This window comes from Sporosarcina trichiuri, from assembly GCF_030406775.1.
In the GTDB taxonomy this organism is placed as follows: Bacteria; Bacillota; Bacilli; order Bacillales_A; family Planococcaceae; genus Sporosarcina; species Sporosarcina trichiuri.
This window is the reverse complement of the sequence record NZ_CP129119.1, coordinates 1,520,790-1,544,544: the sequence shown is the minus strand read 5'-3', so window position 1 is coordinate 1,544,544 and position 23,755 is coordinate 1,520,790. Positions and strand designations below refer to the sequence as shown.

Here is a 23,755-nt window from a genome sequence, read left to right as displayed (position 1 = left end):
ACTAACTTGGATTTCTTATCGAACTCGACGCACATCCATATCTTTTCATGGGTCGTCGGCATCATCCTGTTCATCGTGGCAGCCACGATGCCGCTCGAATCGAAAGGCCGTAAAATCACGAAGATGGTCTTGCGGGTGTTCTACATCCTGATCATCATTTCCGGTCTTGCGCTCTTCATCCGCTATATGGATATGAATGCAGCTTTGTATGGCGTGAAATTCCTCTTCGGTATTCTGACAATCGGTCTCATGGAGATGGTATTCGCCCGCCAGAACAAGAACAAGCCGGCGCAGATGTTCTGGATCCTGTTCTTCGTGTCCTTGCTGATCACGATCTTCCTTGGACTCAAACTGCCGATCGGTCTGCACTTGTTCTGATACTGAATTACGGAAGGAGGAGAAGGCGGTATGATCGGATGGACGATACTGCTCGCCGTATTCGCCGTCATGCTCCTCTTCGCCGTCTCGGTCGTCGTCACGGCCCGGCGGAAGGACTTGCCGGGTGACCATGACAATCAGGAATGACAAACAGCCCCGCAGTGTCCAGTCCAACTGGCACTGCGGGGTTTTTGCTGTTCTGCAGCCGACCGGACATGCCCGCTCTGCGATTTCACAGGATCGACTTATTTACTTGAGGGGCATTTCATTTTTGCGTGGAATGCATAGCGGCATGCTGGCGGGTTTGATACTATTAAGGGTGGAATGATTACAGAGGGGGCTTTTTTGTGAAGGCGAAACGACTGATCAGCGTACTCATGCTGATACCTTTGCTCTTTGCCGCAGCCTGGCCGGCGTCGGCTTCAGCAAAAAACGAACGGACAATAACGGACGAAAGTATATATGATCTGCTTGTGGACCGTTTCAATAATGGGGACGGCCGCAATGACGGGAATGCGGATGCGCAGGACCCCGAAGCGTTCAATGGGGGCGACTTCGTCGGAATCTCCCTGCGACTCCAGCATATTCTGGACATGGGCTTCACTGCTGTATCGATCGGGCCGGTCTTCAAGACGGCATCCTATGACGGCAGCGAAGTGCTCGATTATACGAAACTGGAAGACCATTTCGGGACAGAGGAAGACTTCAAGGACATGCTGGATGAACTTCACGATAAGGACATCCGCGTCATTGCAGACTTCCCGCTGGCCGGTGTCAGCAAAGACCACGTCTGGAAGGACAAGCTGCCGTGGACGGCAGGGGACGGTGCGACAATCGACTGGAACGCCGATGATGCTGATGTCCAGCGTGTTCTGAGAGAAGCGATGACCGACTTTGTCAAAAAGTACGATCTGGACGGCATCCGGCTGACGAAGACGGACCAGTACGATCCGGCAGTGCTGGATGGGTTCATCGAGGCTCTGAAGAAGGCATCGCCGGACTTGTATGTGCTGTCCGGGGAGGAGACGGAAGCTGCCGTCGATGCGCAGCCGAACGATTCCGAAATGGAAGCATTACGACAGACCTTCGTCAAAGTGTCACCGGATTCCAAGCCGATGGACCAATTCAGCGCGGATGGACGGGGAGACCTGATTCAATTCGATAAGCTGACCGGTCCGCGTTTCACTCACGCCATCGTGGAAGAGCGGATGTTCCCGCCGACCCGCTGGAAAGTCGCCGTTACGGCCCTGTTCACGCTGCCGGGAATCCCGGTCATGCCGTACGGGACGGAAATTGCAGTGAATGGGCAGAAGGCACCCGAAAGTCATCCGCTGTTCAACTTCAAGACGGACATGGAGCTGAAGGATCTCATCGGCAATCTGAACCAGCTGCGCAATGAGTCGAAAACACTCCGCACAGGGGATTTCAAAATGCTTCATAACAAAGACGGTTATCTCGTCTATAAGATCTGGGATGATGAGGAAACATGGATTGCCGCGGTGAACAATACAGATAAGACACAGACGTATGAACTTGACCCATCGGAAATCGGCAGCAAGAAACGGCTCCGCGGTCTGCTGGACTCAGATCAGATCGTCGAGACGGAAGACGGGAAATATCACGTCGTCATGGACCGGGAACTCGCTGAACTGTACTTGGTCAAAGAGGACAAAGGATTCAATATCCCGTATCTGATCGCTTCGATCATGGTCTATGTGCTGTTCCTCGGCTTCCTGTGGGCTGTCTGGAGAAAAGGGCGCGCTGCCCGTAAAGCCCGGAGCGTAAAATAAGTAAAAAAAGAGCCGTCATGGCTCTTTTTTTCATGGCTGGGCGGATCGGTCAGCGCTTGTTCAGGAAGAACACGGACAATGTGTCCGGACCGGCATGGGAGCCGATGACGGAGCCGATCATATGGATCTGGATATCCTGCGGATGGAATTTCTCGTCGATCAGGTCACGGAGCTCCTCGGCACCTGCCAGATCGTCCCCGTGACTGATTGCGACTGTCTGGCTGCCGATATCCTCCCCGCGCTCTTCCATCAGTTCGATGATGCGGCGGAACACTTTCTTCCGTCCCCGGTGCTTTTCAATAGGCACGAGCCGTCCGCTTTCCACATGCAGCAGCGGTTTGATGTTGAGCAGGCCGCCGAAGAAAGCACTCGCTTTTGACACTCGGCCGCCTTTGGCCAAGTAGTCCAGATCCTCGACGGTGAACAAGTGCTCCATATGTCCTGCCAGTTTACGGATCTTGCGTTCGATCGTACGAACGTCTTCTCCGGCGTCACGCATTTCAACAGCTTTCTCGACGAGCAGGCCGCAGCCGAGCGACGCGCAGCGGGTGTCGATGATGATTAGATTCATGCCGGGATTTCCTTCTTTCACCTGGTCCCGCATCATCACTGACGTCTGATATGTACCCGACAGCTCGGAGGAGAAAGCGATGTAGATGCCGTCTTCCCCGGAGGCGGCAAACTCTTTCCACATAGCAAGCACCCTGTCGGGAGATACTTGGGATGTCTTCGGCTGTTTCCCGGCACGGATCGCCTGGAACACTTCTTTCGAGTCGATATCGACGATGTCCTGATATTCCTTGCCGTCAAGCAGGACGGTCAGCGGAAGCAGTGTCACATCATGTTCATCCAAATAGGACTTCGGCAGATCACAGCCGCTGTCTGCAAAAATTTTCATGCGGATCCTCCTCCGTTCGTATTAGTCCAACTGCAGCCGGTCTTTTAACAATACGGCGATGCCGTCTTCGTTATTCGTCCGGGTCACTTCATTTGCAATCGATTTCAGCTGGTCGATCCCATTGCCCATGGCAACGCCGATCCCCGCGTAATCGATCATCTCGAGATCGTTGTCCTCGTCTCCGAAGGCGATGATCCGCTCCTGCGGCACACCGATCCACTTTGCGACCTTCGACAGGCCGACCGCTTTGTTCAGACCGTGCCGGATGATTTCGACGACATCCCACGGAGCGCCCCAGCGGCGGTGTTCGATCACTTGGGCATGCACTTCCTCGAGGTGCTCGCGGATCTGGTCCGCAGTCCCTTCAGCCCCCTGGATCAGGAGACTTGTCGGATCCACTTTCAGCGATTCGCGGAGATCCCCTTCCGTCACCGACGGACTGCCCATGCTGAAAATGTCGAGCAGTTTTTCATCGTGGTACTGCAAGTAGACATCATCCATCACTTCGGCGATGAGGTTTTTCAGCTTGAAGTCCTGCATAGCTTCTATGACATCACGGGCGACGGATAAGTCGATCGTTTCGTGGATCGTCTTCCAGGTGCGGTCGGTCGGATGGTGTACGAATGCACCATTGAAGTTGACAATCGGCGTTTTCAGTCCGAGCTGACGGTAATAGGCAGCGCTTGAGCGATACGGCCGGCCGGTTGCAATCATGATATGGTGACCGGCATCTTCCGCCTTTTTCAGTGTGGCGAATGTTTCGTCGGAAATGACTTTCTGGTCGTTTAGTAAGGTCCCGTCCAAATCGAGGGCAATTAAATGAGGTTTCAAGGCAAAAACGCCTCCTTCCTTCATTCAGTTTAGCCTTATATGCGGCGGCAAGTCAAAAAAGTGGCAATCCATGCGCATCTTTTGTTTTTGTAAAAAAGTATTGGTATGCTCTAAGCAAACAACTAAAGAGGTGACGGCTATGAAAATCAGGGAAGAACAATGGGGGACAGTCCCTCTCCTGCATATTGTCGATGAACAGACTGAATCACCGGAAATGCCCGTCGTCATCTTTTTCCATGGATTCACGAGTGCGAAAGAGCATAATCTGCACTATGCCTTCAACCTGGCGAAGAAAGGGATTCGGGTGCTGCTGCCGGAAGCGGCACTGCACGGCGTCCGTTCGGAAGATCTGGATGAAGTCCAGCTGAGCCTGCGTTTCTGGGAAATCATCCTGACCTCCATCGAAGAGGCAGGATTCCTGCACAGCGAACTGGAGCGGAAAGGCCTGCTGGCGTCCGGCCGCATTGCGTTCGCCGGAACGTCGATGGGCGGCATCACCACACTTGGCTGCCTGACCGCCTATCCATGGATCCGGACAGCTGCCGTCATGATGGGAACGCCGGGCTATGTCAAGCTGGCACAAGGCCAGATGCAGCAGTTCGAAGACCAGGGCTACAAACTCCCGATGAACGACAGAGAGATCCGCAGCCTGCTCGATACGCTCCGTACGTTCGATATGACGGAGCATCCGGAAAAGCTGGGGGAACGGCCGGTATTCTTCTGGCACGGCAAAAAAGATATGACCGTTCCGTTCGCACCGACACAGCAGTTCTACGAAGCCGCCAAAGGGGCCTATAGCAACCATCCGGAAGACTTCGTGTTCATGGCGGACAACCATGCAGGACATGCCGTTTCAAGGCCGGGCATGCTTGCGGCAGTCGATTTCCTGGCAGACCATTTGAACGGATGAAGCGGTTTTGCTATGATGGAGACAGAAAAACCGGAAGAGAGGGGAATCCCGATGGCTGACGAAATGAAAGAAAGCATGATGGGCGCTCTGGAGAACGTAATCGACCCTGAACTCGGTGTCGATATCGTCAACTTGGGTCTCGTCTACGATGCCGAACTGCTCGAAGGCGGCGTGGCGAAGATCACCATGACACTGACGTCGATCGGCTGTCCGATGGGTCCGCAGATCGTGGCGAACGTCAAACAGGAACTGATGGAGCTGCCGGAAGTGAAAGACGTGGAAGTCGATATCGTCTGGAATCCGCCATGGTCGCGTGATAACATGTCACGCTATGCCAAAATGGCGCTCGGCGTACGATAATAGGGAAGGGGCGGTGAATGCATACATGCATTTGCCGTCCTTTTTTGTTGTGTTTAACGGGATGCGGCTATGGATAGAGTACTAGGACAGGGAAGTGCTTCTCCCTTTACAGCACGTCCCGGCAGTTGTATACTAGTATTAGTCAAAGATAGTCAAAGTCAAACAAGGAATGAAAGTATACTACCATAGAATGAGGTGAAGGTTCATGAGAATGGACGGCGTACAGGAAGATCAGCGTTCCCCATTGGAGCAATATGGACGGAACCTGGTCGAAGATGTGAAGAACGGCAAGATGGACCCTGTCATCGGACGGGATGAGGAGATCCGCAATGTCATCCGGATCCTATCGAGGAAGACGAAGAACAATCCTGTGCTGATCGGCGAACCGGGCGTCGGGAAGACGGCCATCGTCGAAGGTCTCGCCCAGCGTATCGTGAAAGGTGATGTGCCGGAAGGGCTGAAAGACCGGCAGATCCATGAGCTCGATATGAGTTCGCTCATCGCCGGTGCCAAGTTCCGCGGGGAATTCGAGGAACGGCTGAAAGCGGTACTGAAGCAGGTGAAGGACAGCAATGGCGAAATCATCTTGTTCATCGATGAAATCCATACGATCGTCGGTGCCGGCAAGACGGAAGGCGCAATGGATGCAGGCAACATGCTGAAACCGATGCTCGCCCGCGGAGAGCTGTACTGCATCGGCGCTACGACACTCGATGAATACCGGATGTACATCGAAAAGGACCCGGCACTCGAACGGCGTTTCCAGCAGGTAATGGTGCGGGAGCCGTCCGTCGAGGACACGATTTCAATCCTGCGCGGCTTGAAGGAACGGTTCGAACTCCATCACGGTGTGCGGATCCACGACCGGGCGCTCGTCGCATCGGCAGCGCTGTCCGACCGGTATCTGACGGAACGCTATATGCCGGACAAGGCGATCGATCTGATGGACGAAGCGAGCGCGATGATCCGGACGGAAATCGACTCGATGCCGCAGGAGCTCGACCAAGTGACGCGGCGCATCCTTCAGCTGGAGATCGAAGAGCAGGCACTGACGAAAGAGAAGGATGCCGTGAGCCAGACCCGGCTTGCCGCCCTGCGGGAAGAGCTGGAAGAGCTGAAGGAATCCTCATCAGGCATGCGGGAGCAGTGGAATGAAGAGAAGAAGAAATTGCAGGAGGTCCAGGACGTCCGTGAACAGCTGGACCTGTACCGCCGGGAACTCGAGGACGCGGAGAACAAATTCGATCTCAACAAAGCGGCGGAACTCCGGCACGGCAGGATTCCGGCGCTCGAGCATCAGCTCCGTGAGCTGGAAGAGTCCTTCAAGGGCGGCCAGGAGAACAGCCTGATCCGCGAAGAAGTGACCGAAGATGAAATCGCGATGATCGTCGCCCGCTGGACCGGCATCCCTGTGACCAAACTGATGGAAGGCGAGCGGGACAAACTGCTGCGGCTCGGCGATACGCTGAAAGAGCGGGTCATCGGCCAGGACAATGCCGTCCAGCTCGTCACGGAAGCCGTATGGCGGGCCCGTTCCGGCATCAAGGATCCGAACAAGCCGATCGGGTCGTTCCTGTTCCTCGGACCGACCGGTGTCGGCAAGACGGAACTTGCAAAAACACTTGCCGGCACACTGTTCGACTCGGAGGATCACTTCATCCGCATCGATATGTCCGAATACATGGAGAAGCACAGTGTCTCCCGCTTGGTCGGGGCGCCTCCGGGATATATCGGCTATGAAGAGGGGGGCCAGCTGACGGAAGCGGTGCGCCGCAACCCATACTCGGTCGTCCTGCTGGATGAAATCGAAAAAGCGCATCCTGACGTCTCGAACATCCTGCTGCAGATACTGGACGACGGACGGATCACCGACAGCCAGGGCCGGCTCGTGAGCTTCACGAACACGGTCGTCATCATGACGTCCAACATCGGTTCGCAATACTTGGTGAGCGGCCAGTTCGACTCCGAAGAGCACGCAGCGGAGGATCTCGTCATGGCCGAGCTGCGCGGTCACTTCAAGCCGGAACTGCTGAACCGGATGGACGATATCATCATCTTCCATTCACTGACCGGTGATGCATTCGGCCTGATCGCCCGCAAAATGCTGCATGACCTCGTGGCGCGCCTCGCTGAACAGGAAATCCGCCTGACGTACGGCGAAGACGTCATCGACTGGATCGTCGACCAGGGGACCGATGCCGACTTCGGCGCCCGGCCCCTCAAGCGGTTCATCCAGCGCTACGTCGAGACGGCCGTCGCCAAAGAAGTCATCAAAGGCGAACTGCAGGAAGGCGAAACGCTGCACCTCCGCATGGAAGACGGCTCCCTCGTCATCGACAAGGAACCCGCAGCTGCATAATGTAGAAAAACCGCCCGGACCGGGCGGTTTTTTAACTGGATGAGCGGGGGAGTGATCATAAAACCGGAAAAGTGATCATAAACCAAGGAATACCGCTCATAAATCTGGAAAAGTGATCATAAATCTGGGTTTTCGCTCATAAACCAGCGAAAGTGATCATAAAAACCAAAATGTGCTCATAAACTTGCACGCAGCGCTCATAACTTCACAATTGAAGAGACCGACGACCGCCAAACGCGCGCGGAGAAAAAACAGAGCGCATCGCACACCACAATGCCGCGCAAAAAAGGGGCAAGTCAAGGGCTGGCTTGTCAGCTCCGCTGCGCTCCGCGTTTTCTGTGGTGTCGGTGGGCAAACTGGGATCTTCTGCTGGCAGCTGTGCTGCGGAAAACCGGAAAAGTGATCATAAAAGTGGGAAAGCGATCCATCAACCAGGAAAAGTGATCATATAAACGGGATACCGCTCATAAAACTTGGAAAGTGAACATAAACCCGGGATTCCGCTCATAACTTCACATGTTACCTGCTCCCGTGGCACCGCCACTGCGCCTGACATGCGGGTGAGCCGCGAAACATGCACTGCCAGCAAGTCAAAAGACTGGCTTGTCTGCTCCGCTGCGCTCCGCTTTTTTTGTGGTGCCGTCGCGGCAGGGGGAATCGCCTGCAAGCAGAGTTGATCACAAATCCGGGATTCCGCTCATAATTCTCCTGAAATGGTCACTGCCGCCCCGGTCAAACCTCTTATAAACCGAGCGGCCCGGCCCCGCACAGACCTGTTTCCAGGCATAAAAAAACAGCAGAAAGGCAAATCGCCTTTCCGCTGCCGTCTCACATCAAAGATCTGCCACTGGCTCGTCCGGAATGAGCGCTGTAATGATGAACACCATAACGGACAGAACAAGGGAGACAATGATGCCGGTTGTGAATTCGAAAGTCGGTACGTTCGCAATGGCGCCTGCCACGTAATTGAGCATGGACACCAAAAGAAAGGACCAGACAAATGTCATGATGAATCTCACTCTGCATCACCTCTAGCCTGTGTTTTCAACTTCCATCATAGCACAGCTGCTGGGTCCCGCCTACACTTTCCCCGTAAACTGCAAAAGAGTTTGACGGAATCGTGTCACTGAAGTTGAAATTCCGGTGAAATCCATTTATAATTAACACCAGGTACTAATAATAGATAATAAGGAACGGGGTATGAGCTATGGGTGTTGGACTTCTCAGTATTGGCAAGTATGTCCCTGAACATGTGCTGACAAACGGAGAGCTTGAAAAGAGAATGGATACATCCGACGAATGGATCCGTACGCGCACCGGCATCGAAGAACGCCGGATCGCCGACAACTTTACAGATACCTCAGACATGGCCTATGCAGCTGCAAAACAAGCGATGGAGAAGGCAGGCATCACGGCAGACCAGATCGGCATGATCCTGGTCGCAACCGTGACACCGGACCAGCCGTTCCCATCCGTGTCGACGATGCTTCAGGCGAAACTTGGTGCATCCAAAGCAAGTGCGATGGATATCTCGGCAGCATGTGCAGGGTTCATGTACGGTGTCGTCACTGCCAAGCATTTCGTCGAAGCGGGTACGTGTGACTATGTACTCGTCGTAGGCGTGGAGAAACTTTCGAAAATCACCGATTACAAAGACCGCAATACCGCTGTTCTGTTCGGTGACGGTGCAGGCGCCGGGATTGTCGGAAAGACGTCCGGGGACCGCGGCATCCTGTCCTTCGAACTCGGTGCGGACGGAACAGGCGGCGAACACTTATATCAGGACCGCTATCTGCGCATGAACGGACGTGAAGTATTCAAGTTCGCTGTCCGGCAGATGGGCCAGACTGCCGTCAATGTCATCGAAAAGGCGGGGCTCGGCAAAGAGGATATCGACTTCCTGATCCCGCACCAGGCGAACATCCGTATCATGGAAGCCTCCCGTGAACGGCTCGGGCTGCCGCCGGAGAAGATGTCGAAAACCGTCCACAAATACGGCAACACGTCAGCCGCCTCCATCCCGATCTCACTGTTTGACGATCTGGAGGAAGGGCGCATCAAAGAAGACGATGTCGTCGTCCTCGTTGGCTTTGGCGGCGGACTGACATGGGGCGGCATCTGCATGCGCTGGGGAAAATGATCTGCCATCTTGACTAATTCGAACCGGCCGATAATCTTTCGGCCAGACACGAAACGAAGGAGAGTTCAACCAATGGAAAAACGACGCGTAGTCATTACCGGAGTCGGGGCCGTTTCCCCGGTAGGCAACACAGCGGAGGAATCCTGGAAATCCGTACTGGAAGGCAAATCCGGTATCGGACCGCTCACCCGTCTCGATCAAGAACAGTTCCCGGTGAAAGTGGCGGCAGAAGTGAAAGATTTCGACATCGAGGAATATATTTCACGGAAAGACGCACGCAAGATGGACCGGTTCACGCATTATGCGATGGCCGCTTCCATCATGGCGATGAAAGACGCAGGACTCGAAAAGCTCGATGAAGACACAGCGCTGCGGACAGGTGTCTGGATCGGTTCCGGTATCGGCGGCATGGAAACCCATGAAAAGCAGTTCCTGACGTTCCAGGAAAAAGGCTACCGCCGTGTCAGCCCGTTCTTCGTCCCAATGATGATTCCCGACATGGCGTCTGGACAGGTCTCCATTTATTTTGGCGCGAAAGGTATCAATTCGTGCACAGTGACGGCCTGTGCCTCAGGTACGAACTCGATCGGCGATGCATTCGAGGTGATTCGCCGCGGCTCGGCGGATGTCATGATCACAGGGGGAGCCGAGGCTCCGATCACAACCATGTCCGTCGCCGGTTTCTGTGCGAACACGGCGCTTTCACTCAACCCGGATCCGGCCACAGCTTCACGGCCGTTCGATAAGGAACGCGATGGCTTTGTCATTGGCGAAGGTGCCGGTATTCTCATTCTGGAAGAGTACGAGCATGCGAAAGCACGCGGCGCGGAAATTTACGCGGAGATCGTCGGATACGGATCGACAGGGGATGCCCACCATATTACTGCCCCGGCACCGGAAGGCGAAGGGGCCGTCCGAGCGATGCAGCAGGCGATTGAAGAAGCCGGGATTTCACCGGACGATATCGGCTACATCAACGCACACGGCACCAGTACTGCTTACAATGACGCTTTTGAAACAATGGCGGCAAAGACCGTGTTCGGCCAGCATGCATATGAACTGGCCATGAGCTCGACCAAATCCATGACCGGCCACCTGCTTGGCGCAGCGGGCGGTCTCGAGGCGATCTTCACGGTCAAGGCGTTGAAAGAAGGCGTACTGCCGCCGACAACGAATTACGAACACGAAGATCCGGAATGCGATCTCGATTACATTACCGAAGGTGCACGGAAAGCGGATGTCGGCTACGCGATGAGCAACTCGCTCGGGTTCGGCGGCCACAATGCGTCACTCATCTTCAAGAAAATCTGATAGCAGCACAAAAAGAGCTGTCCCGGCTAAAGGGGACAGCTCTTTTTTTTGGACAGACCCTGTTGTAATCCGCGGCGGCGGGTCATATGTTAGAACACCATCAAGCAAGAAAGGGACGGAGCCGATGACACGTTTATTCCTATTCCTGTTGAGCTACGGGCTGATCGTGACGACCTGTACAACGATGATCACCTATCTGAACTATACATCGATGGGCTTTGACATGCGCGCCGTCATGCTGTTCATCGTCCGCTCTGCGGATTTCGCGCTCTTCCTGGGGGCGGTCGTCCTGCTGCTGCTTACCGTTTACGTCCGAGTCCCATCGCGGCCTCCATCTTCGTAAGGGTCGCCGAGGCAGCTGCATTCGCTTTTGCAGCACCTGCATCGAGGATGGCATCCAGCTTATCGGATTCCATCAGCTGATGATACTTTTCCTGGATCGGCGCAAGGTGCTCGATCACACTCTCCGCCACGCCCGCTTTGAACGCGCCATATCCGAGCCCGTCGTATTTCCGGACAAGTTCATCGATTGGAACGCCCGTCAATGCGGATTCGATGATCAGAAGATTCGAAACGCCTGGCTTATTCTCAAGGTCGAAACGTACAACACCCTCCGAATCGGTCACTGCGCTTTTGATCTTCTTTTCAATCTGCTTCGGCGTATCCATCAGGAAGATTGTCGCCTTCTTGTTCGGATCGGACTTGCTCATCTTCTTCAGCGGATCCTGCAGCGACTTGATGCGTGCGCCGACCTTCGGGATCCTCACTTCGGGGATTGTCAGCACGTTATCATAACGGCGGTTGAACCGTTCCGCCAGATCGCGTGTCAGTTCGAGATGCTGCTTCTGATCTTCCCCGACCGGCACGATGTCCGTGTTGTACAGCAGGATGTCCGCAGCCATCAGCGGCGGGTATGTCAGCAGTCCGGCCGATATCCCCTCCTGGCCTTCCGACTTGTCTTTGAACTGCGTCATCCGTTCGAGCTCACCGATCGATGCGGTACATTGCATAATCCAGCCTGCCTGCGCATGGGCGGGCACTTCGGACTGGATGAAAAGAACGGACTTCTCCGGATCGATACCGCTCGCAATGTAAGTGGCCGCCAGTGAACGGATCGCCTGCTTCAGCTCATCCGGATCCTGCTGGACAGTGATCGCATGCTGGTCCACGATGCAGAAGATGCAGTCGGCCTCCTCCTGCAGCTCGATGAACTGGCGGAACGCACCGATATAGTTCCCGAGTGTGATGATGCCTGTCGGCTGGACCCCTGAAAAAATTGTTGTCATCCCGAATTCCTCCTTAAAAATGAATGCAAAAAAACACCGGCACATCCCTATCTGTGTAGGGACGGTCGATGTGCAGGAACCGCGGTGCCACCCGAATTGCCCGAAGGCCGCTCAAACCCTTAACGCGGGGGAGACGCAGTCACCAGCAGCCTGATTGCTGCCGGACACCGAGCTCGGGAGTCCATTCCTCGGGATCGCTCTGCCTGTTCACACCAGCCACAGGCTCTCTGGGAGAGCGGTTTCCGGAGTACTTGTTCCGTCAATGCCGTTTCATAATTGGAGTCATTATAATATGATTCCCGGCAAAAAGCAAGACGGTTTGCCGTTTCAAAAGCTGCACGATGGGAATAATAAAACTAAGCAAGAAGAAAACCATCTCTTCCGAAACCTTTTAGACGTTGAAACGTACTATATGCTGAACGGTGATTTTCAATCATATCTGCTAAATGATAATCACAGTTCATATGCAAACAGGTTTATGTGCGCTGCCGAGTGGGTATATTCCTACAGATGTAGTGCAGACGAAGAGTAATTATATTGCGGAATTGTTACAGTCAGCGGAATTACTGGAAAAACTTTTTAAAAAGTGTATTCATTAAGAACAAATGTGTGTATAATAGGTATTGTCTACAATAATTTAAAATAATTCTAATGTAAATCAGAGATCCACCACTATACGGAGCCGATTGAAAGGGAGTGTCAGCAAATGGGCGTTACATTGTTCACATCACCAAGCTGTACATCATGCCGGAAAGCGAAAGCATGGCTGGAGGAACATGAGATTCCATACGAAGAGCGCAATATTTTCTCCGAACCGCTCAACATCGATGAAATCAAGCAGATTCTGCGGATGACCGAAGATGGAACGGATGAAATCATCTCGACGCGTTCGAAGATTTTCCAGAAGCTTAACGTGGATGTGGAAAGCCTTCCGCTGCAGCGTTTGTATGAACTGATCCAGGAGCATCCCGGATTGTTGAGAAGACCGATCATCTTAGATGAAAAGCGTCTTCAAGTAGGGTATAATGAAGATGAAATACGCCGCTTCCTGCCTCGGAAAGTGAGAGCCTATCAGTTGCTCGAAGCACGCCGGATGGTTAACTAATCAAACTCATATAATCAAGCTGATAGGGGATGACATGGTGAATGCCGGCTGCCTATCAGCTTTTTCGATTCTCCGGGTTCCTGGAACCGGGATGGGCCTGTACCTCCAACCGTGTCAGAACCGGCCTGTTTCAAAAAATATCTATCGCCTATAAGGCAAAACCCTTTCGTTACGGATGGATTGAACATATAGTATAAGAAGCATCGCGGGAACTAGAATAGGAAGCAGGATTGTTTGCCTGCTTCGGGGGGAAAGGAGAGGAAATCATGGAAATCGAGCGCATTAACGAAAATACGGTCAAGTTCTATTTGTCGTATGTGGACATCGAAGAGCGGGGCTTCACTCGTGAGGAAGTGTGGTATAACCGCGACAAGAGTGAAGAATTGTTCTGGGATATGATGGAGGAAATCGATTCAGAGTCCGATATCGAATTTGAGATTGAGGGGCCTTTATGGATCCAGGTACATGCGATGAGCGGCGGTATTGAAGTGCTGGTGACTCGTGCCCAGCTGCCGGAGGATGGGGAATCCACCGAGTATCCATATGGCATCGACGATCCGCGTAAGCTGTTCCAGCCGGAATTGGAAGCTGCGATGGAGGCTGACGATCAGGCAGGCGGACAGATGGCCGAGAAACGTTCAATACCTGCGCGGGAAACGTTCGTCTTCAGGGAATTCGATGATCTGATCCCGCTGGCCTCACAATTGGAAGGGCTTGAAGAAGCGACATCCCTGTATGCGTTTGAAAACAGCTACTATCTGCATCTCGATTATGCGGGTACCGATAAAGAACTGTCCGAGCAGATCGATACGGAAAGCGTTATTCTGGAATATGGCGCTCCGACCAATATGACGATCCATCGTCTGCAGGAATATGGAACCGAAGTGATCGGCAGCGATGTGTTCGGTACGATTAATTCTTATTTCTAACAGTGGAGCCACCTTGCCGGGTGGCTTTTTTGATTGGGCAGAAATTTGCTTTTCAGTCCCGGAATTCGTACACTATTCAGTGAAAGGAGTGATTCACATACTGACAGCCACCACAGAAGATGGCACACCAGTAGTTCTCGATACATCGTTGTCCCGCGACATGTTGACCGCCTGGAAGACAAGCGGCCGATTTCAATGTCCCCAGTGTAAGGAGCCGGTCCTCCTGAAGGCAGGGACGGTCCGGATTCCCCATTTCGCACATCGTCCCGGCTCCGACTGTCAATCCCGCTTCTCGGAAGGGGAGTCGGCAGCCCACCTGTCCGGCAAACAGCTGCTGTATGGACTGTTCCGGAGACTCGGCAAACAGCCGGTGCTGGAACCGCTTCTGACTGAACTTGCCCAGCGACCGGATCTTCTCATCATCCATGGAAATGACACCATACCGATTGAGTTCCAGTGCAGCCGGATTCCGCCGGACCTGAAAGACAGCAGAAGTGCAGGATACCGGTCGGTCGGAATGACGCCGATCTGGCTGCTCCGGACGCCTGAAACTTCCGAAGGGCGTGCCGAAGGAGTGGATCTGTACAGCTTTTCCTCGTTTCATCAGCAATTCATCACTACGAGCTTATCCCCCGGTGCCTCACTGCTCACGCTCTCCCCGAATACAAGCGCTTTCCATTACTTCACCCATTTCCTGCATATCGAAGGCAACCGCTACCTTTGCAGCCATCGTAAGCTGCCGGTCCATCTGCAGACGTTTCCGTTCGCGCGTCCTAAGCCGCCGTCTGCTGAGACGGCAGCCCGTTATTCATATTTGTACCGCAAACACCGCAAAGCATTTTTACAGCGCTCTCTGTTCATCAGCCGGAAAGGCGTGCAGGATCCGTTTCTCCGGAACTGCTATCGGATGAAGACCGCTCCGTCTGCCATGCCCTGGCATATCGGTGTGCCGGTGACCGGGAACTCGTCATTTGCGGTGCATGACTGCGTCTGGCAGCTCGATCTCACTGTCTCCATGAAGAACTGGCGGCTGCCGCCGGCGAGCATTCCTCTCCGATACTTGCGCCAATTCACCGCCCGGTATTCAGGAAGTCAGGAGGCGCAGCTGGATGCCTGCCGAAACTACCTGAAATTCCTGCGGCGTATCCGGCAGCCGGATAAGACGCTGCTTCCGGAAAAAGAGGCGGAGAAAGAAATAATTCAGCTGATTGCGGATGGATTTCTTGCAAACCAAATAGAAAATTGAGAAAATGGAAAAAGATTCGTATCCCGAAAAACCGGGATGAAGGGGGATAACAGAAGTGGCAGAGAAACTATTAACGCGTGATGAAGTGAAGACAGAAGAAACATGGAACTTGGAGAATATCTTCCCGAGTGACGAAGCATGGAATGAGGAGTACGAAGCGATCGAAGAACTCTCCAAGAAGGCGGACTCCTATAAAGGGACCCTGGATAACGGACCCGAAGCGCTCCTTGAAGGTCTTGCGTATCGTGACGAGATTTCACAGCGTCTCGGCAGGCTCTATACCTATTCCCACCTGAAGACGGACCAGGATACCACAAACAGCAAATACCAGGCCATGGACAGCCGTGCGAAGACTCTCGCAGTGAAAGTTTCCACAAAGCTCTCGTTCTTCCTGCCTGAGCTGCTGTCGATCAATGAAGACAAGCTGAACAGGATGGTGGAGGACAGCAAAGGGCTGTCCCTGTACAAACATGAAATGGAAGAACTGAACAAAATGCGTCCGCACGTTCTGCCTGCCGATCAGGAAGCACTGCTTGCAGAGCTTTCGGAAGTGGCCGGCGGCTCGTCGAAAACGTTCAGCATGCTGAATAATGCGGATTTGACCTTCCCGACTGTGAAGAACGAGAACGGGGAAGAAGTGGAACTGTCCCATGGCCGTTTCATCAACTTCCTGGAAAGTCCTGACCGTTCCGTCCGGGAAGAGGCGTTCAAGGCAATGTACAAAACATACGGGTCCTTCAAGAACACGTTCGCATCCACGCTTTCAGGCAATGTGAAGGCGAATAACGTGAACGCATCCGTCCGCAAGTACAGTTCGGCACGGGAAGCGGCACTTTCGAACAACCACATTCCGGAGCAGGTGTATGACAACCTGGTCAACACGATTTCCGATAATGTCGGTCTGCTGCACCGCTATATCGAGCTGCGGAAGAAAGTATTCGAACTCGATGATCTCCACATGTGGGACCTGTATGCGCCGCTTGTAAAAGATCTGGACATGAAAGTCACCTACGAAGAAGCAGCTGACACGATGCTGGAAAGCTTCAAGCCGATGGGTGAGGAGTACCGTGACATTATCCGCAAGGGACTGTCCGAGCGGTGGGTCGATGTGCGGGAGAACAAAGGCAAGCGTTCAGGTGCGTACTCATCCGGTTCGTACGGCACAAACCCGTATATCCTCATGAACTGGCAGGATAACGTCAACAACATGTTCACCCTGGCCCACGAATTCGGCCACAGTGCGCACAGCTACTATTCACGCGCGAACCAGCCGTACATCTACAGCGGCTATTCGATCTTCGGTGCGGAAGTTGCTTCAACGGTGAACGAAGCATTGCTCAATGACTATCTGCTCAAGACGACAGACGATGAACAGAAACGCATCTATCTGCTGAACCACTGGCTAGACGGTTTCCGCGGCACCGTCTTCCGTCAGACGATGTTCGCGGAATTCGAGCATAAGATCCATCAGCTCGATCAGCAGGGCGAGGCGCTCACCGCCGACAAGCTGACGGAAGTCTACTACGACCTGAACAAGAAGTACTTCGGCGGCAGCATGACAGTCGACGAGGAAATCGGACTTGAGTGGTCCCGGATTCCGCACTTCTATATGAATTATTATGTGTACCAGTATGCAACAGGCTACAGTGCAGCAGTGGCCCTCAGCCATCAGATCCTTACGGAAGGGGAGCCGGCAGTCGACCGGTACGTCAGCAATTTCCTGAAAGCCGGTTCGTCGGATTATCCGATCGAAGTCCTGAAGAAAGCGGGCGTCGACATGACGACTACTGCGCCGATCGAAGAAGCATGCCGCGTCTTCGAAGAGCGTCTGAATGAGCTGGAACAATTATTGGCAAATCAGTAAGCATCCGCTTAGAGATATATCAATATAATAAAAAGGATGCATCCGGGACAGACAACTCCACGGATGCTTCTTTTTTTATTTGAATCAGAAAACACTACAAGTAAGCGTTTTCAATGAAAATAAATGTGACAGATCTATGAAATTGTTTGTGAAATGTTGATGGAACAATTATTCTGTGATAAATTTAACTTGTGAATGAAACTCACAAACCAAACATACACCCCTTTTGTTTGAACGTGAACATTTTTCCCATTCCCTTTATGATGAGCACCGCTTCCCCCCAGGAGCGGTGCTTTTTTCGTGGTTGCGAAGAGGTCGGGGCGGGGACGCACTTGCTGTTTGCAAGTATCGGACACTTGGCCGGGAGTATCAGACATTCTGGCGGCCATATCGGACAGTTCAGCGGAGTTCTCGGACAGTTGACGAGAAATATCGGACAGTTTGCCATGGATATCGGCCACATCACCGAATTTATCGGCGTCCCGGTTAAATTCAAACAGCCTGGACGACTGCATGCATCCGGCGCGCGGCCGGCTGTCGGAATTCAGGGCAAATTAAAACAGGCAGGGAAAAATCCGCGATTTTTCTCTGCCTGTCAGATTTCCACTATCATCTTTTCCTCCATAGCACTGTGTCATTGATGACGACGCGTTCCACTTCCTGCTTCAACAGGAGTTTCTTCAGTTCCCGTTCACTTTCCTTTTCCGTCATCCCGTAAATGTCGGCGATTTCCGAGGTGGCAAGCATTTCAAACCGGGTGAACAATGCTTCCAATGAAGGGGCGCATTCCCGCTCGATCGCTGTACCTGACAGCTCCTCAAGGATCTGTTCATAGATGTCATAGCTGTAGGAGCCGTCCACCATCAATCCCTCGTCCTCGATATTTTCGTTGAAGAAGACGAATGTCGGGGATTTTTCCACTTCCATCTCTTTCGCCAAGTGCAGATCGACCTGCAGCGACTGGAGCACATTGCGAGAGAAGAAATCACTGATGAATTCTTCTTTGTCCAGCTGGAGCTTCTCGGCGATCTCGACGAGGACTGGGAATGATTTCACATTGCGCGACTTCAGGAAAGAGTATTCGAACAGCTTGGTCAAAAAACGGAATCCGGCGCGTTTCCCCTGGAATTCCGCGGCTTTGATGGCGATGCTCGGGAATGCGGGATGGGACTTCGCCAGCGGATCGCGGCCATCGGTCCCCTCATCCTCCTCGATTGCGGTAACATTGTAATTCATCTTCGGGAGGGAGGTGAGCAGGCCGATCCTCAATGTGAAATACCGATCATACTCGACCTGGAGCCTGCGCAGGATCGGCTGGAGCGCCCAGCAGTCGTGGCAGAGCGGGTCCAGGAATACATACAGTTCGATCGGGCGGGGGCTTGTCAGCTGTCCGTGTTCCGCTTCTGCAAGTGTGCGATGATTCACTGATCTCCCTCCCCGCTCCGGTTCACCATATGATTGGCAGTGAGGACGAGACGCTGGTAATAGATCTCGCGAAGGGGTCCTTCGAGTCCGACATCATCCATCGCTTCCTTCATGCACGCGAGCCAGGCCTGTGCGCGTTCAGGTGTGATGGGGAACGGCATGTGCCTGGCTTTCATCATCGGGTGTCCGTGTTCTTCGGTATATAAATTCGGTCCGCCCAAGTACTGGGTCTGGAACTGTTTCTGCTTGCGGGCTGTTTCAGTTAGGTCGTCCGGGAATATAGGCGCCAAGTCCGGATGAACCGCGACTTTTGCGTAGAACCGGTCGATGAGTTCCGACAAACGTGCTTCACCGATCTCCTCGTAAGGTATCAAAGGTTTTCGTGTCATGAATGTCATTCTCCTTTGTTGTCACTCTGTACGTCCATTTTAGCAACGACCCAGAGCATTCACAAATAAATCGCTTCCGCCCGGCCTCGGCTGTCAGGCTTTGTAGGTCTCATAGTTGTGCATCACTTTCGTGACATAGTTCTGCGTTTCGCGGAACGGCGGGACTCCTCCGTACTTCCGCACATTGCCGGGTCCGGCATTATAGGCAGCGAGAGATAAGGTGAGATCGCCGTCGAATTGATCGAGCATCTGACGGAGGTATTTCGCGCCGCCCATGATGTTCTGCTCAGGATCCGACGCATCCTGCACGCCGAGGAATCTGGCTGTGCCCGGCATGAGCTGCATGAGACCGCGTGCGCCTGCATAGCTGACGACATCCTTATTAAAACCCGATTCCTGCTTGATGACTGCTGCAATCAGAGCAGAAGGCACATTATGCCGCTTGGCCGCCTTGTCGATCAGCGGCGAATAGGCCGTATCCAGCCGACTGCTGCCGCCCGGGTAGGCAAGGGGCGGGCGGCTGGCAGACGCGCGGTCGATCAGCTGGACAGCATCTGCAGGTGATTGCACGGACGGCGCCGGGCTGAATGAAAACGGAAGAGTGCCAGTAGGTGATTGCAGGCTTCCGAGGGCTGTCGCGGAGAAACTTGAGAGGGCATCCGTGACGGACGGCTCTCCTCCCATCTCTGTCAGCAGCGTCTGGAAGAAATCCGTATTCGCCGCTCCGGGTTCCGCGGCTGAACGGACGGCCCCCAGCGTCTGCAGGGAATTCAGTTCAAAAAGTGTACGAATCATCTGCGTATCCATACGTATCGATCCTTTCAGGGTGCGTGTTCTTCCGTGGCCGAACTGTTGTGATTTCAGTATATCAATTTCAAGATGGAAAGCACAATCCCGACTGCATCCGCCGGGACTCTATGGTAAACTAGCAGTACTGAACATTAGGGAAGGGAAGATAAGCTTGTGCGTATACAATATCGGGTGACAGAAGGATATATGAAGGATGGTACCGTCATTTTCAATTTTGACGGGCCGGCAGCACGGCTCGGCACGAAGCCTTCCGGCAAAATGATAACCGACACGGACGAAGGGACATTCGTCTACTTGTTCGAAGACGGGGAAGACTACGTCTATCTCCACTTGGCACAGACTGTCTGGCCGCTCATGCAAAAACTGGCAGACAGCGGGAAGGACCCGGTGCTGGATTGCGCTGATTCAACCATCCGCCTGGCTGGTTTCACAGAAGAACTGACGATGCTGATTTTCAATATCGAAGGCAACGGGAATTATGGAGAAGCCTTTGTCCTTGCGGTTGAGCAGGAGTTTGCGAACACCTTGCAGGCGATGGGCTGAAGAGGGAAAGGGAGGCGTCTCTGATGAGGATGTGGAATGATTTTCTGGCTCCCTATAAGCAGGCTGTCGTGGAGCTGAAAGTGAAGTTGAAAGGGCTGCGGCATCAGTACAAACTCGAAGATCAGCATGCGCCAGTCGAATTTGTGACCGGACGTCTGAAACCGCTCGCAAGCATCTATGACAAGACGCTTGAAAAAGGGATTCCTTTCGAGCCTTCCAAAGAACTGGCCGAAGAAGTCCCGGACATTGCAGGTCTGCGTATCATGTGCCAGTTCGTCGATGACATCGGTGCCGTTGTCAATATGCTCCGTGAGCGGAAAGACATGAAGATTGTCGAAGAACGTGATTACATATCGCATAAGAAGAAGAGCGGGTACCGTTCCTATCATATGATCATCTCCTATCCCGTGCAGACGATCCATGGTGAGAAATCGGTGCTCGCGGAAATCCAGATCAGGACGCTTGCCATGAATTTCTGGGCATCGATCGAGCACTCCCTGAATTACAAGTATCAGGGGGAGCTCCCGGACGTCATCCGCCAGCGGCTTGAAGGGGCTGCAGAAGCGGCGTTCCGGCTGGATGAGGAAATGTCACTGATCCGCGACGAAATCCACGAAGCCCAATCCTACTTCAGTTCGTTCAAGGAGACGGAGCGGCGGGATATTCAAGATACCTCATGGAAAGGGGATGCAGACACATGAAATTCGCTATTGAATCACGCGGCGACGAACTGTCGAACCGGCTGATGTCGGATGCGAAAGACTATTTGACGGAATTCGGGCTGACCTATGATGACGTCGAGCCGGAAATCGTCCTGTCCATCGGCGGGGACGGCACCCTGCTCCATGGGTTCCATAAATACGTCCATCGCGTCAAGGAGACCGCATTTGTAGGAATCCATACCGGCCACCTCGGTTTCTATGCGGACTGGAAACCGGAAGAGATCGAGAAGCTGGTCATCATGATCGCGCGGAAAGATTTCCATGTCGTTCAATATCCGCTGCTCGAAGTGGAGATCACCTATACCCATTCGGAGGAGACGGCGACCTACCTTGCGCTGAACGAGTCGACCATCAAATCACCGGAAGTGACACTCGTCATGGATGTGGAACTGAACGGCGCCCACTTCGAACGGTTCCGGGGAGACGGACTCTGCATGTCGACGCCGTCAGGTTCGACTGCCTACAGCAAATCGCTGAACGGAGCGATCCTCCACCCGTCATTGTCATGCATGCAGCTGACCGAAATGGCCTCCATCAATAATCGGGTATTCCGGACTGTCGGTTCGCCGCTCGTTCTGCCGGCACACCATTCGTGCCTGCTGAAACCTGTCAAAGGACCTGACTTCATGGTGACTGTCGATCATCTGCAGCTGCTGCAGAAAGACGTGAAATCGATCGAATACAAAGTATCGAAGGAAAAGATCTCCTTTGCACGGTTCCGCCCATTCCCGTTCTGGAAACGTGTGTCCGAGTCATTTGTCGCGAGTGATGAAGAGAACTGAGCAATCTCCGCTCACATTGGCATTCACTGCAGAGCAGCCGATGCAGCTGAGGGAATTCCTCGGCATGCAGGCGCTGTCGAAACGCGCGGTGACAGCTGTCAAATACAGCGGCGGTGCAATAACGGTCAACGGTGAAGAACGGACGGTCCGTCACATGCTTTCGGCAGGGGACAGAGTCGTCATCGAATTCCCGCCGGAAGATATGGCCGCGGGACTGACGCCTGAAGATGGCATACTCGAAATCCTGCATGAGGACGATTCTCTGCTGATCCTCGACAAACCGGCCGGCCAGGGCACGATCCCTTCTCGCAACCAGCCTTCAGGGACATTGGCGAATCTAGTGGCAGGCAAGTATGTACGGGAAGGCCACCATGCAACCGTGCATGTCGTCACGAGGCTGGATACCGATACATCGGGGCTCGTCTGCATCGCAAAAAACCGCCATGTCCATCACCTGATGAGCTGCCAGATGCAGCAGACAGGGATGGACCGGTGGTATACTGCGTTTGTGAGCGGATTTTTAAACGGTGATGAATTTCGGATCGAAAAACCGATCGGCAGGAAAGACGGCAGCATCATCGAACGAGATGTCCGTCCTGACGGCCAATACGCGAGGACGGATGTCCGTGTGACGGGCCGGTTCCTCGTTGACGGAGAACCGTTCACGGCAGCGGAACTGCGGCTGTACACAGGAAGGACCCATCAGATCAGGGTGCATATGGCGCATATCGGCCATCCGCTGATAGGCGATGACCTGTATGGCGGTCCGTGCAGCCTGCTGCCCCGCCAGGCGCTCCATTGCGCGGCGGTATCATTCGTCCATCCGACGGAACACCGGTCAGTCACCTATACGAGTGCGCTGCCGGAAGACATGGAATCCCTGTTGGCGAAGGCTGTCCGGGTTCAAGAAGGGAACTCCGAGAATTTCTCCGGCTGAAACGGCTGCCGGGATGGAATGGCTGCGATTTCCAGTTCCGGCCAGCGCAGTGCTGTCAGCATGCCGCCGAACACACAGCCCGTGTCGATATTCACGGAGTGTCCGGCAAAGCGCGGGCTCCGGACCGGCGTATGACCATATACAATCCATGGGCCGCCTGAATAATGGGCGGCCCAGTCACGTCTGATCGGGCGCCCGTCTGGCAAGGTGCCGCCTGTGATATCCCCGTACAGAACGAACGTTTTCATCGCACCGGATGGCTTCGCGCCGATCATCCTTTCCGGGAGGCCGGCATGGGCGATGATCAGCTTGCCTTCATCCAGTTCCTGGTAAAGGGGAAGAGCTTCATAGAACCTGCGGTATCTTGTGAGGACGCGGCGCCGTTCGTTTGGTGGAAGATTGTCGAGTTCGGCAACTGTCGTCTCAAGACCGTGCGTCTGCTGCACATTGTTGCCTTTGGCATATCGGTACAGTTTGTTGCAATGATTTCCCGGGGAATAATGGAGCTGTCCGCTGTCCTGCAGTGCAAACAGCAGATTCATGACACTGAGCGAGTCGGGGCCGCGGTCCATGCCGTCTCCGACGAAGGCAAGTGAACGGCCATCCGGATGGTTCGGTACGCCATCATGGAACGAATAGCCGAGCGTGCTCAGCAGCTCCTCCAATTCTGCATAGCATCCATGGATATCTCCGATAATATCGTACATGAGAAACACTCCTTTTCAGTTAGTATCCGCCCT

The 23,755-nt window shown here is 53.7% G+C and carries 24 protein-coding genes and 1 other annotated feature; of the genes, 16 read left to right on the top strand and 8 right to left on the bottom strand.

The window, feature by feature from the left end; all coding sequences use genetic code 11:
- Positions 1-6 precede the first annotated feature (6 nt).
- Together QWT68_RS08170 and QWT68_RS08165 are read left to right on the top strand one after the other, a co-directional pair.
- Positions 7-378, top strand: a complete 372-nt coding sequence (locus QWT68_RS08170) for a YisL family protein (protein ID WP_040287056.1) — start codon at positions 7-9, stop codon at positions 376-378.
- A gap of 347 nt (positions 379-725) precedes the next feature.
- On the top strand, positions 726-2,168 hold the full coding sequence (locus QWT68_RS08165) for an alpha-amylase family glycosyl hydrolase (protein WP_290147805.1): 1,443 nt from the start codon (positions 726-728) through the stop codon (positions 2,166-2,168).
- Between the two features lie 49 nt (positions 2,169-2,217).
- Here the strand turns inward: QWT68_RS08165 and QWT68_RS08160 are convergent, their stop codons facing one another.
- Positions 2,218-3,066 (bottom strand): DegV family protein, encoded by an 849-nt coding sequence (locus QWT68_RS08160; RefSeq protein ID WP_290147804.1) that lies wholly within the window; start codon positions 3,064-3,066, stop codon positions 2,218-2,220.
- Between the two features lie 21 nt (positions 3,067-3,087).
- Positions 3,088-3,897, bottom strand: coding sequence for a Cof-type HAD-IIB family hydrolase (locus QWT68_RS08155; RefSeq protein ID WP_040287053.1), 810 nt, complete (start codon positions 3,895-3,897; stop codon positions 3,088-3,090).
- 139 nt (positions 3,898-4,036) lie between these two features.
- On the opposite strand from QWT68_RS08155, the gene QWT68_RS08150 reads away from it, so the two are divergent.
- The 3 genes from QWT68_RS08150 (at position 4,037) to QWT68_RS08140 (ending at position 7,526) form a co-directional block, all read left to right on the top strand.
- Positions 4,037-4,807: a prolyl oligopeptidase family serine peptidase gene (locus QWT68_RS08150; protein WP_040287052.1), complete on the top strand. Its 771-nt coding sequence runs from the start codon at positions 4,037-4,039 to the stop codon at positions 4,805-4,807.
- A 51-nt stretch (positions 4,808-4,858) separates the two neighbouring features.
- Positions 4,859-5,167: a metal-sulfur cluster assembly factor gene (locus QWT68_RS08145; protein ID WP_040287301.1), complete on the top strand. Its 309-nt coding sequence runs from the start codon at positions 4,859-4,861 to the stop codon at positions 5,165-5,167.
- Between the two features lie 205 nt (positions 5,168-5,372).
- Positions 5,373-7,526 (top strand): ATP-dependent Clp protease ATP-binding subunit, encoded by a 2,154-nt coding sequence (locus QWT68_RS08140; protein ID WP_431312202.1) that lies wholly within the window; start codon positions 5,373-5,375, stop codon positions 7,524-7,526.
- Positions 7,527-8,359: 833 nt separating this feature from the next.
- Here QWT68_RS08140 and QWT68_RS08135 read toward each other — a convergent pair.
- Positions 8,360-8,545 carry a DUF2929 family protein gene (locus QWT68_RS08135; protein WP_040287051.1) on the bottom strand — a complete coding sequence of 62 codons (186 nt, stop codon included), beginning with the start codon at positions 8,543-8,545 and terminating at the stop codon, positions 8,360-8,362.
- 188 nt (positions 8,546-8,733) lie between these two features.
- Here QWT68_RS08135 and QWT68_RS08130 point away from each other — a divergent pair, with 188 nt between their 5' ends.
- The 3 genes from QWT68_RS08130 (at position 8,734) to QWT68_RS08120 (ending at position 11,320) form a co-directional block, all read left to right on the top strand.
- A complete protein-coding gene (locus QWT68_RS08130; RefSeq protein WP_290147800.1) occupies positions 8,734-9,666 on the top strand; it encodes a beta-ketoacyl-ACP synthase III in 933 nt (310 codons plus the stop codon).
- A 72-nt stretch (positions 9,667-9,738) separates the two neighbouring features.
- Positions 9,739-10,977 (top strand): beta-ketoacyl-ACP synthase II, encoded by a 1,239-nt coding sequence (gene fabF / locus QWT68_RS08125; RefSeq protein WP_040287049.1) that lies wholly within the window; start codon positions 9,739-9,741, stop codon positions 10,975-10,977.
- 124 nt (positions 10,978-11,101) lie between these two features.
- Entirely contained in the window at positions 11,102-11,320 is a 219-nt protein-coding gene (locus tag QWT68_RS08120) for a YuzI family membrane protein (RefSeq protein ID WP_290147799.1), read from the top strand.
- On the opposite strand, the gene trpS is transcribed toward QWT68_RS08120, so the two are convergent.
- Positions 11,277-12,263 carry a tryptophan--tRNA ligase gene (trpS, locus tag QWT68_RS08115; RefSeq protein ID WP_290147798.1) on the bottom strand — a complete coding sequence of 329 codons (987 nt, stop codon included), beginning with the start codon at positions 12,261-12,263 and terminating at the stop codon, positions 11,277-11,279. The genes QWT68_RS08120 and trpS overlap by 44 nt on opposite strands.
- Positions 12,264-12,317: 54 nt before the next feature.
- Positions 12,318-12,535, bottom strand: a binding site (T-box leader).
- Positions 12,536-12,969: 434 nt separating this feature from the next.
- On the opposite strand from trpS, the gene spxA reads away from it, so the two are divergent.
- The 4 genes from spxA to pepF all read left to right on the top strand — a co-directional run bounded on the left by spxA (position 12,970) and on the right by pepF (position 17,407).
- Positions 12,970-13,368: a transcriptional regulator SpxA gene (spxA, locus tag QWT68_RS08110; RefSeq protein WP_025786060.1), complete on the top strand. Its 399-nt coding sequence runs from the start codon at positions 12,970-12,972 to the stop codon at positions 13,366-13,368.
- Positions 13,369-13,634: 266 nt separating this feature from the next.
- Positions 13,635-14,297 carry an adaptor protein MecA gene (mecA, locus tag QWT68_RS08105; protein WP_040287045.1) on the top strand — a complete coding sequence of 221 codons (663 nt, stop codon included), beginning with the start codon at positions 13,635-13,637 and terminating at the stop codon, positions 14,295-14,297.
- 88 nt (positions 14,298-14,385) lie between these two features.
- The gene (locus QWT68_RS08100) at positions 14,386-15,543 is read left to right on the top strand and encodes a competence protein CoiA (RefSeq protein ID WP_290147794.1); all 1,158 of its coding nucleotides are present in this window, start codon (positions 14,386-14,388) and stop codon (positions 15,541-15,543) included.
- A gap of 46 nt (positions 15,544-15,589) precedes the next feature.
- Positions 15,590-17,407: an oligoendopeptidase F gene (gene pepF, locus QWT68_RS08095; protein WP_290150466.1), complete on the top strand. Its 1,818-nt coding sequence runs from the start codon at positions 15,590-15,592 to the stop codon at positions 17,405-17,407.
- Positions 17,408-18,016: 609 nt separating this feature from the next.
- Here pepF and QWT68_RS08090 read toward each other — a convergent pair.
- From QWT68_RS08090 to QWT68_RS08080, 3 genes are all read right to left on the bottom strand, one after another.
- On the bottom strand, positions 18,017-18,832 hold the full coding sequence (locus QWT68_RS08090) for a DsbA family protein (RefSeq protein ID WP_040287042.1): 816 nt from the start codon (positions 18,830-18,832) through the stop codon (positions 18,017-18,019).
- Positions 18,829-19,221, bottom strand: coding sequence for a globin domain-containing protein (locus QWT68_RS08085; protein ID WP_040287041.1), 393 nt, complete (start codon positions 19,219-19,221; stop codon positions 18,829-18,831). Before QWT68_RS08085 ends, QWT68_RS08090 begins: the two co-directional genes overlap by 4 nt.
- Positions 19,222-19,314: 93 nt before the next feature.
- On the bottom strand, positions 19,315-20,028 hold the full coding sequence (locus QWT68_RS08080; RefSeq protein WP_040287040.1) for a lytic transglycosylase domain-containing protein: 714 nt from the start codon (positions 20,026-20,028) through the stop codon (positions 19,315-19,317).
- 156 nt (positions 20,029-20,184) lie between these two features.
- Here QWT68_RS08080 and QWT68_RS08075 point away from each other — a divergent pair, with 156 nt between their 5' ends.
- From QWT68_RS08075 to QWT68_RS08060, 4 genes are read left to right on the top strand one after another with little or no spacing between them, the layout of a single operon-like run.
- A complete protein-coding gene (locus QWT68_RS08075) occupies positions 20,185-20,574 on the top strand; it encodes a UPF0738 family protein (RefSeq protein WP_144036092.1) in 390 nt (129 codons plus the stop codon).
- Between the two features lie 23 nt (positions 20,575-20,597).
- The gene (yjbM, locus tag QWT68_RS08070; protein WP_040287039.1) at positions 20,598-21,275 is read left to right on the top strand and encodes a GTP diphosphokinase; all 678 of its coding nucleotides are present in this window, start codon (positions 20,598-20,600) and stop codon (positions 21,273-21,275) included.
- Positions 21,272-22,078, top strand: coding sequence for an NAD kinase (locus QWT68_RS08065; RefSeq protein ID WP_040287038.1), 807 nt, complete (start codon positions 21,272-21,274; stop codon positions 22,076-22,078). The genes yjbM and QWT68_RS08065 overlap by 4 nt, the downstream gene beginning before the upstream one ends.
- Positions 22,065-23,015: an RluA family pseudouridine synthase gene (locus tag QWT68_RS08060; protein ID WP_040287037.1), complete on the top strand. Its 951-nt coding sequence runs from the start codon at positions 22,065-22,067 to the stop codon at positions 23,013-23,015. Before QWT68_RS08065 ends, QWT68_RS08060 begins: the two co-directional genes overlap by 14 nt.
- Here the strand turns inward: QWT68_RS08060 and prpE are convergent.
- Entirely contained in the window at positions 22,982-23,722 is a 741-nt protein-coding gene (gene prpE, locus QWT68_RS08055) for a bis(5'-nucleosyl)-tetraphosphatase PrpE (RefSeq protein ID WP_290150433.1), read from the bottom strand. The two genes, QWT68_RS08060 and prpE, sit on opposite strands and share 34 nt — an antisense overlap.
- Positions 23,723-23,755 lie beyond the last annotated feature (33 nt).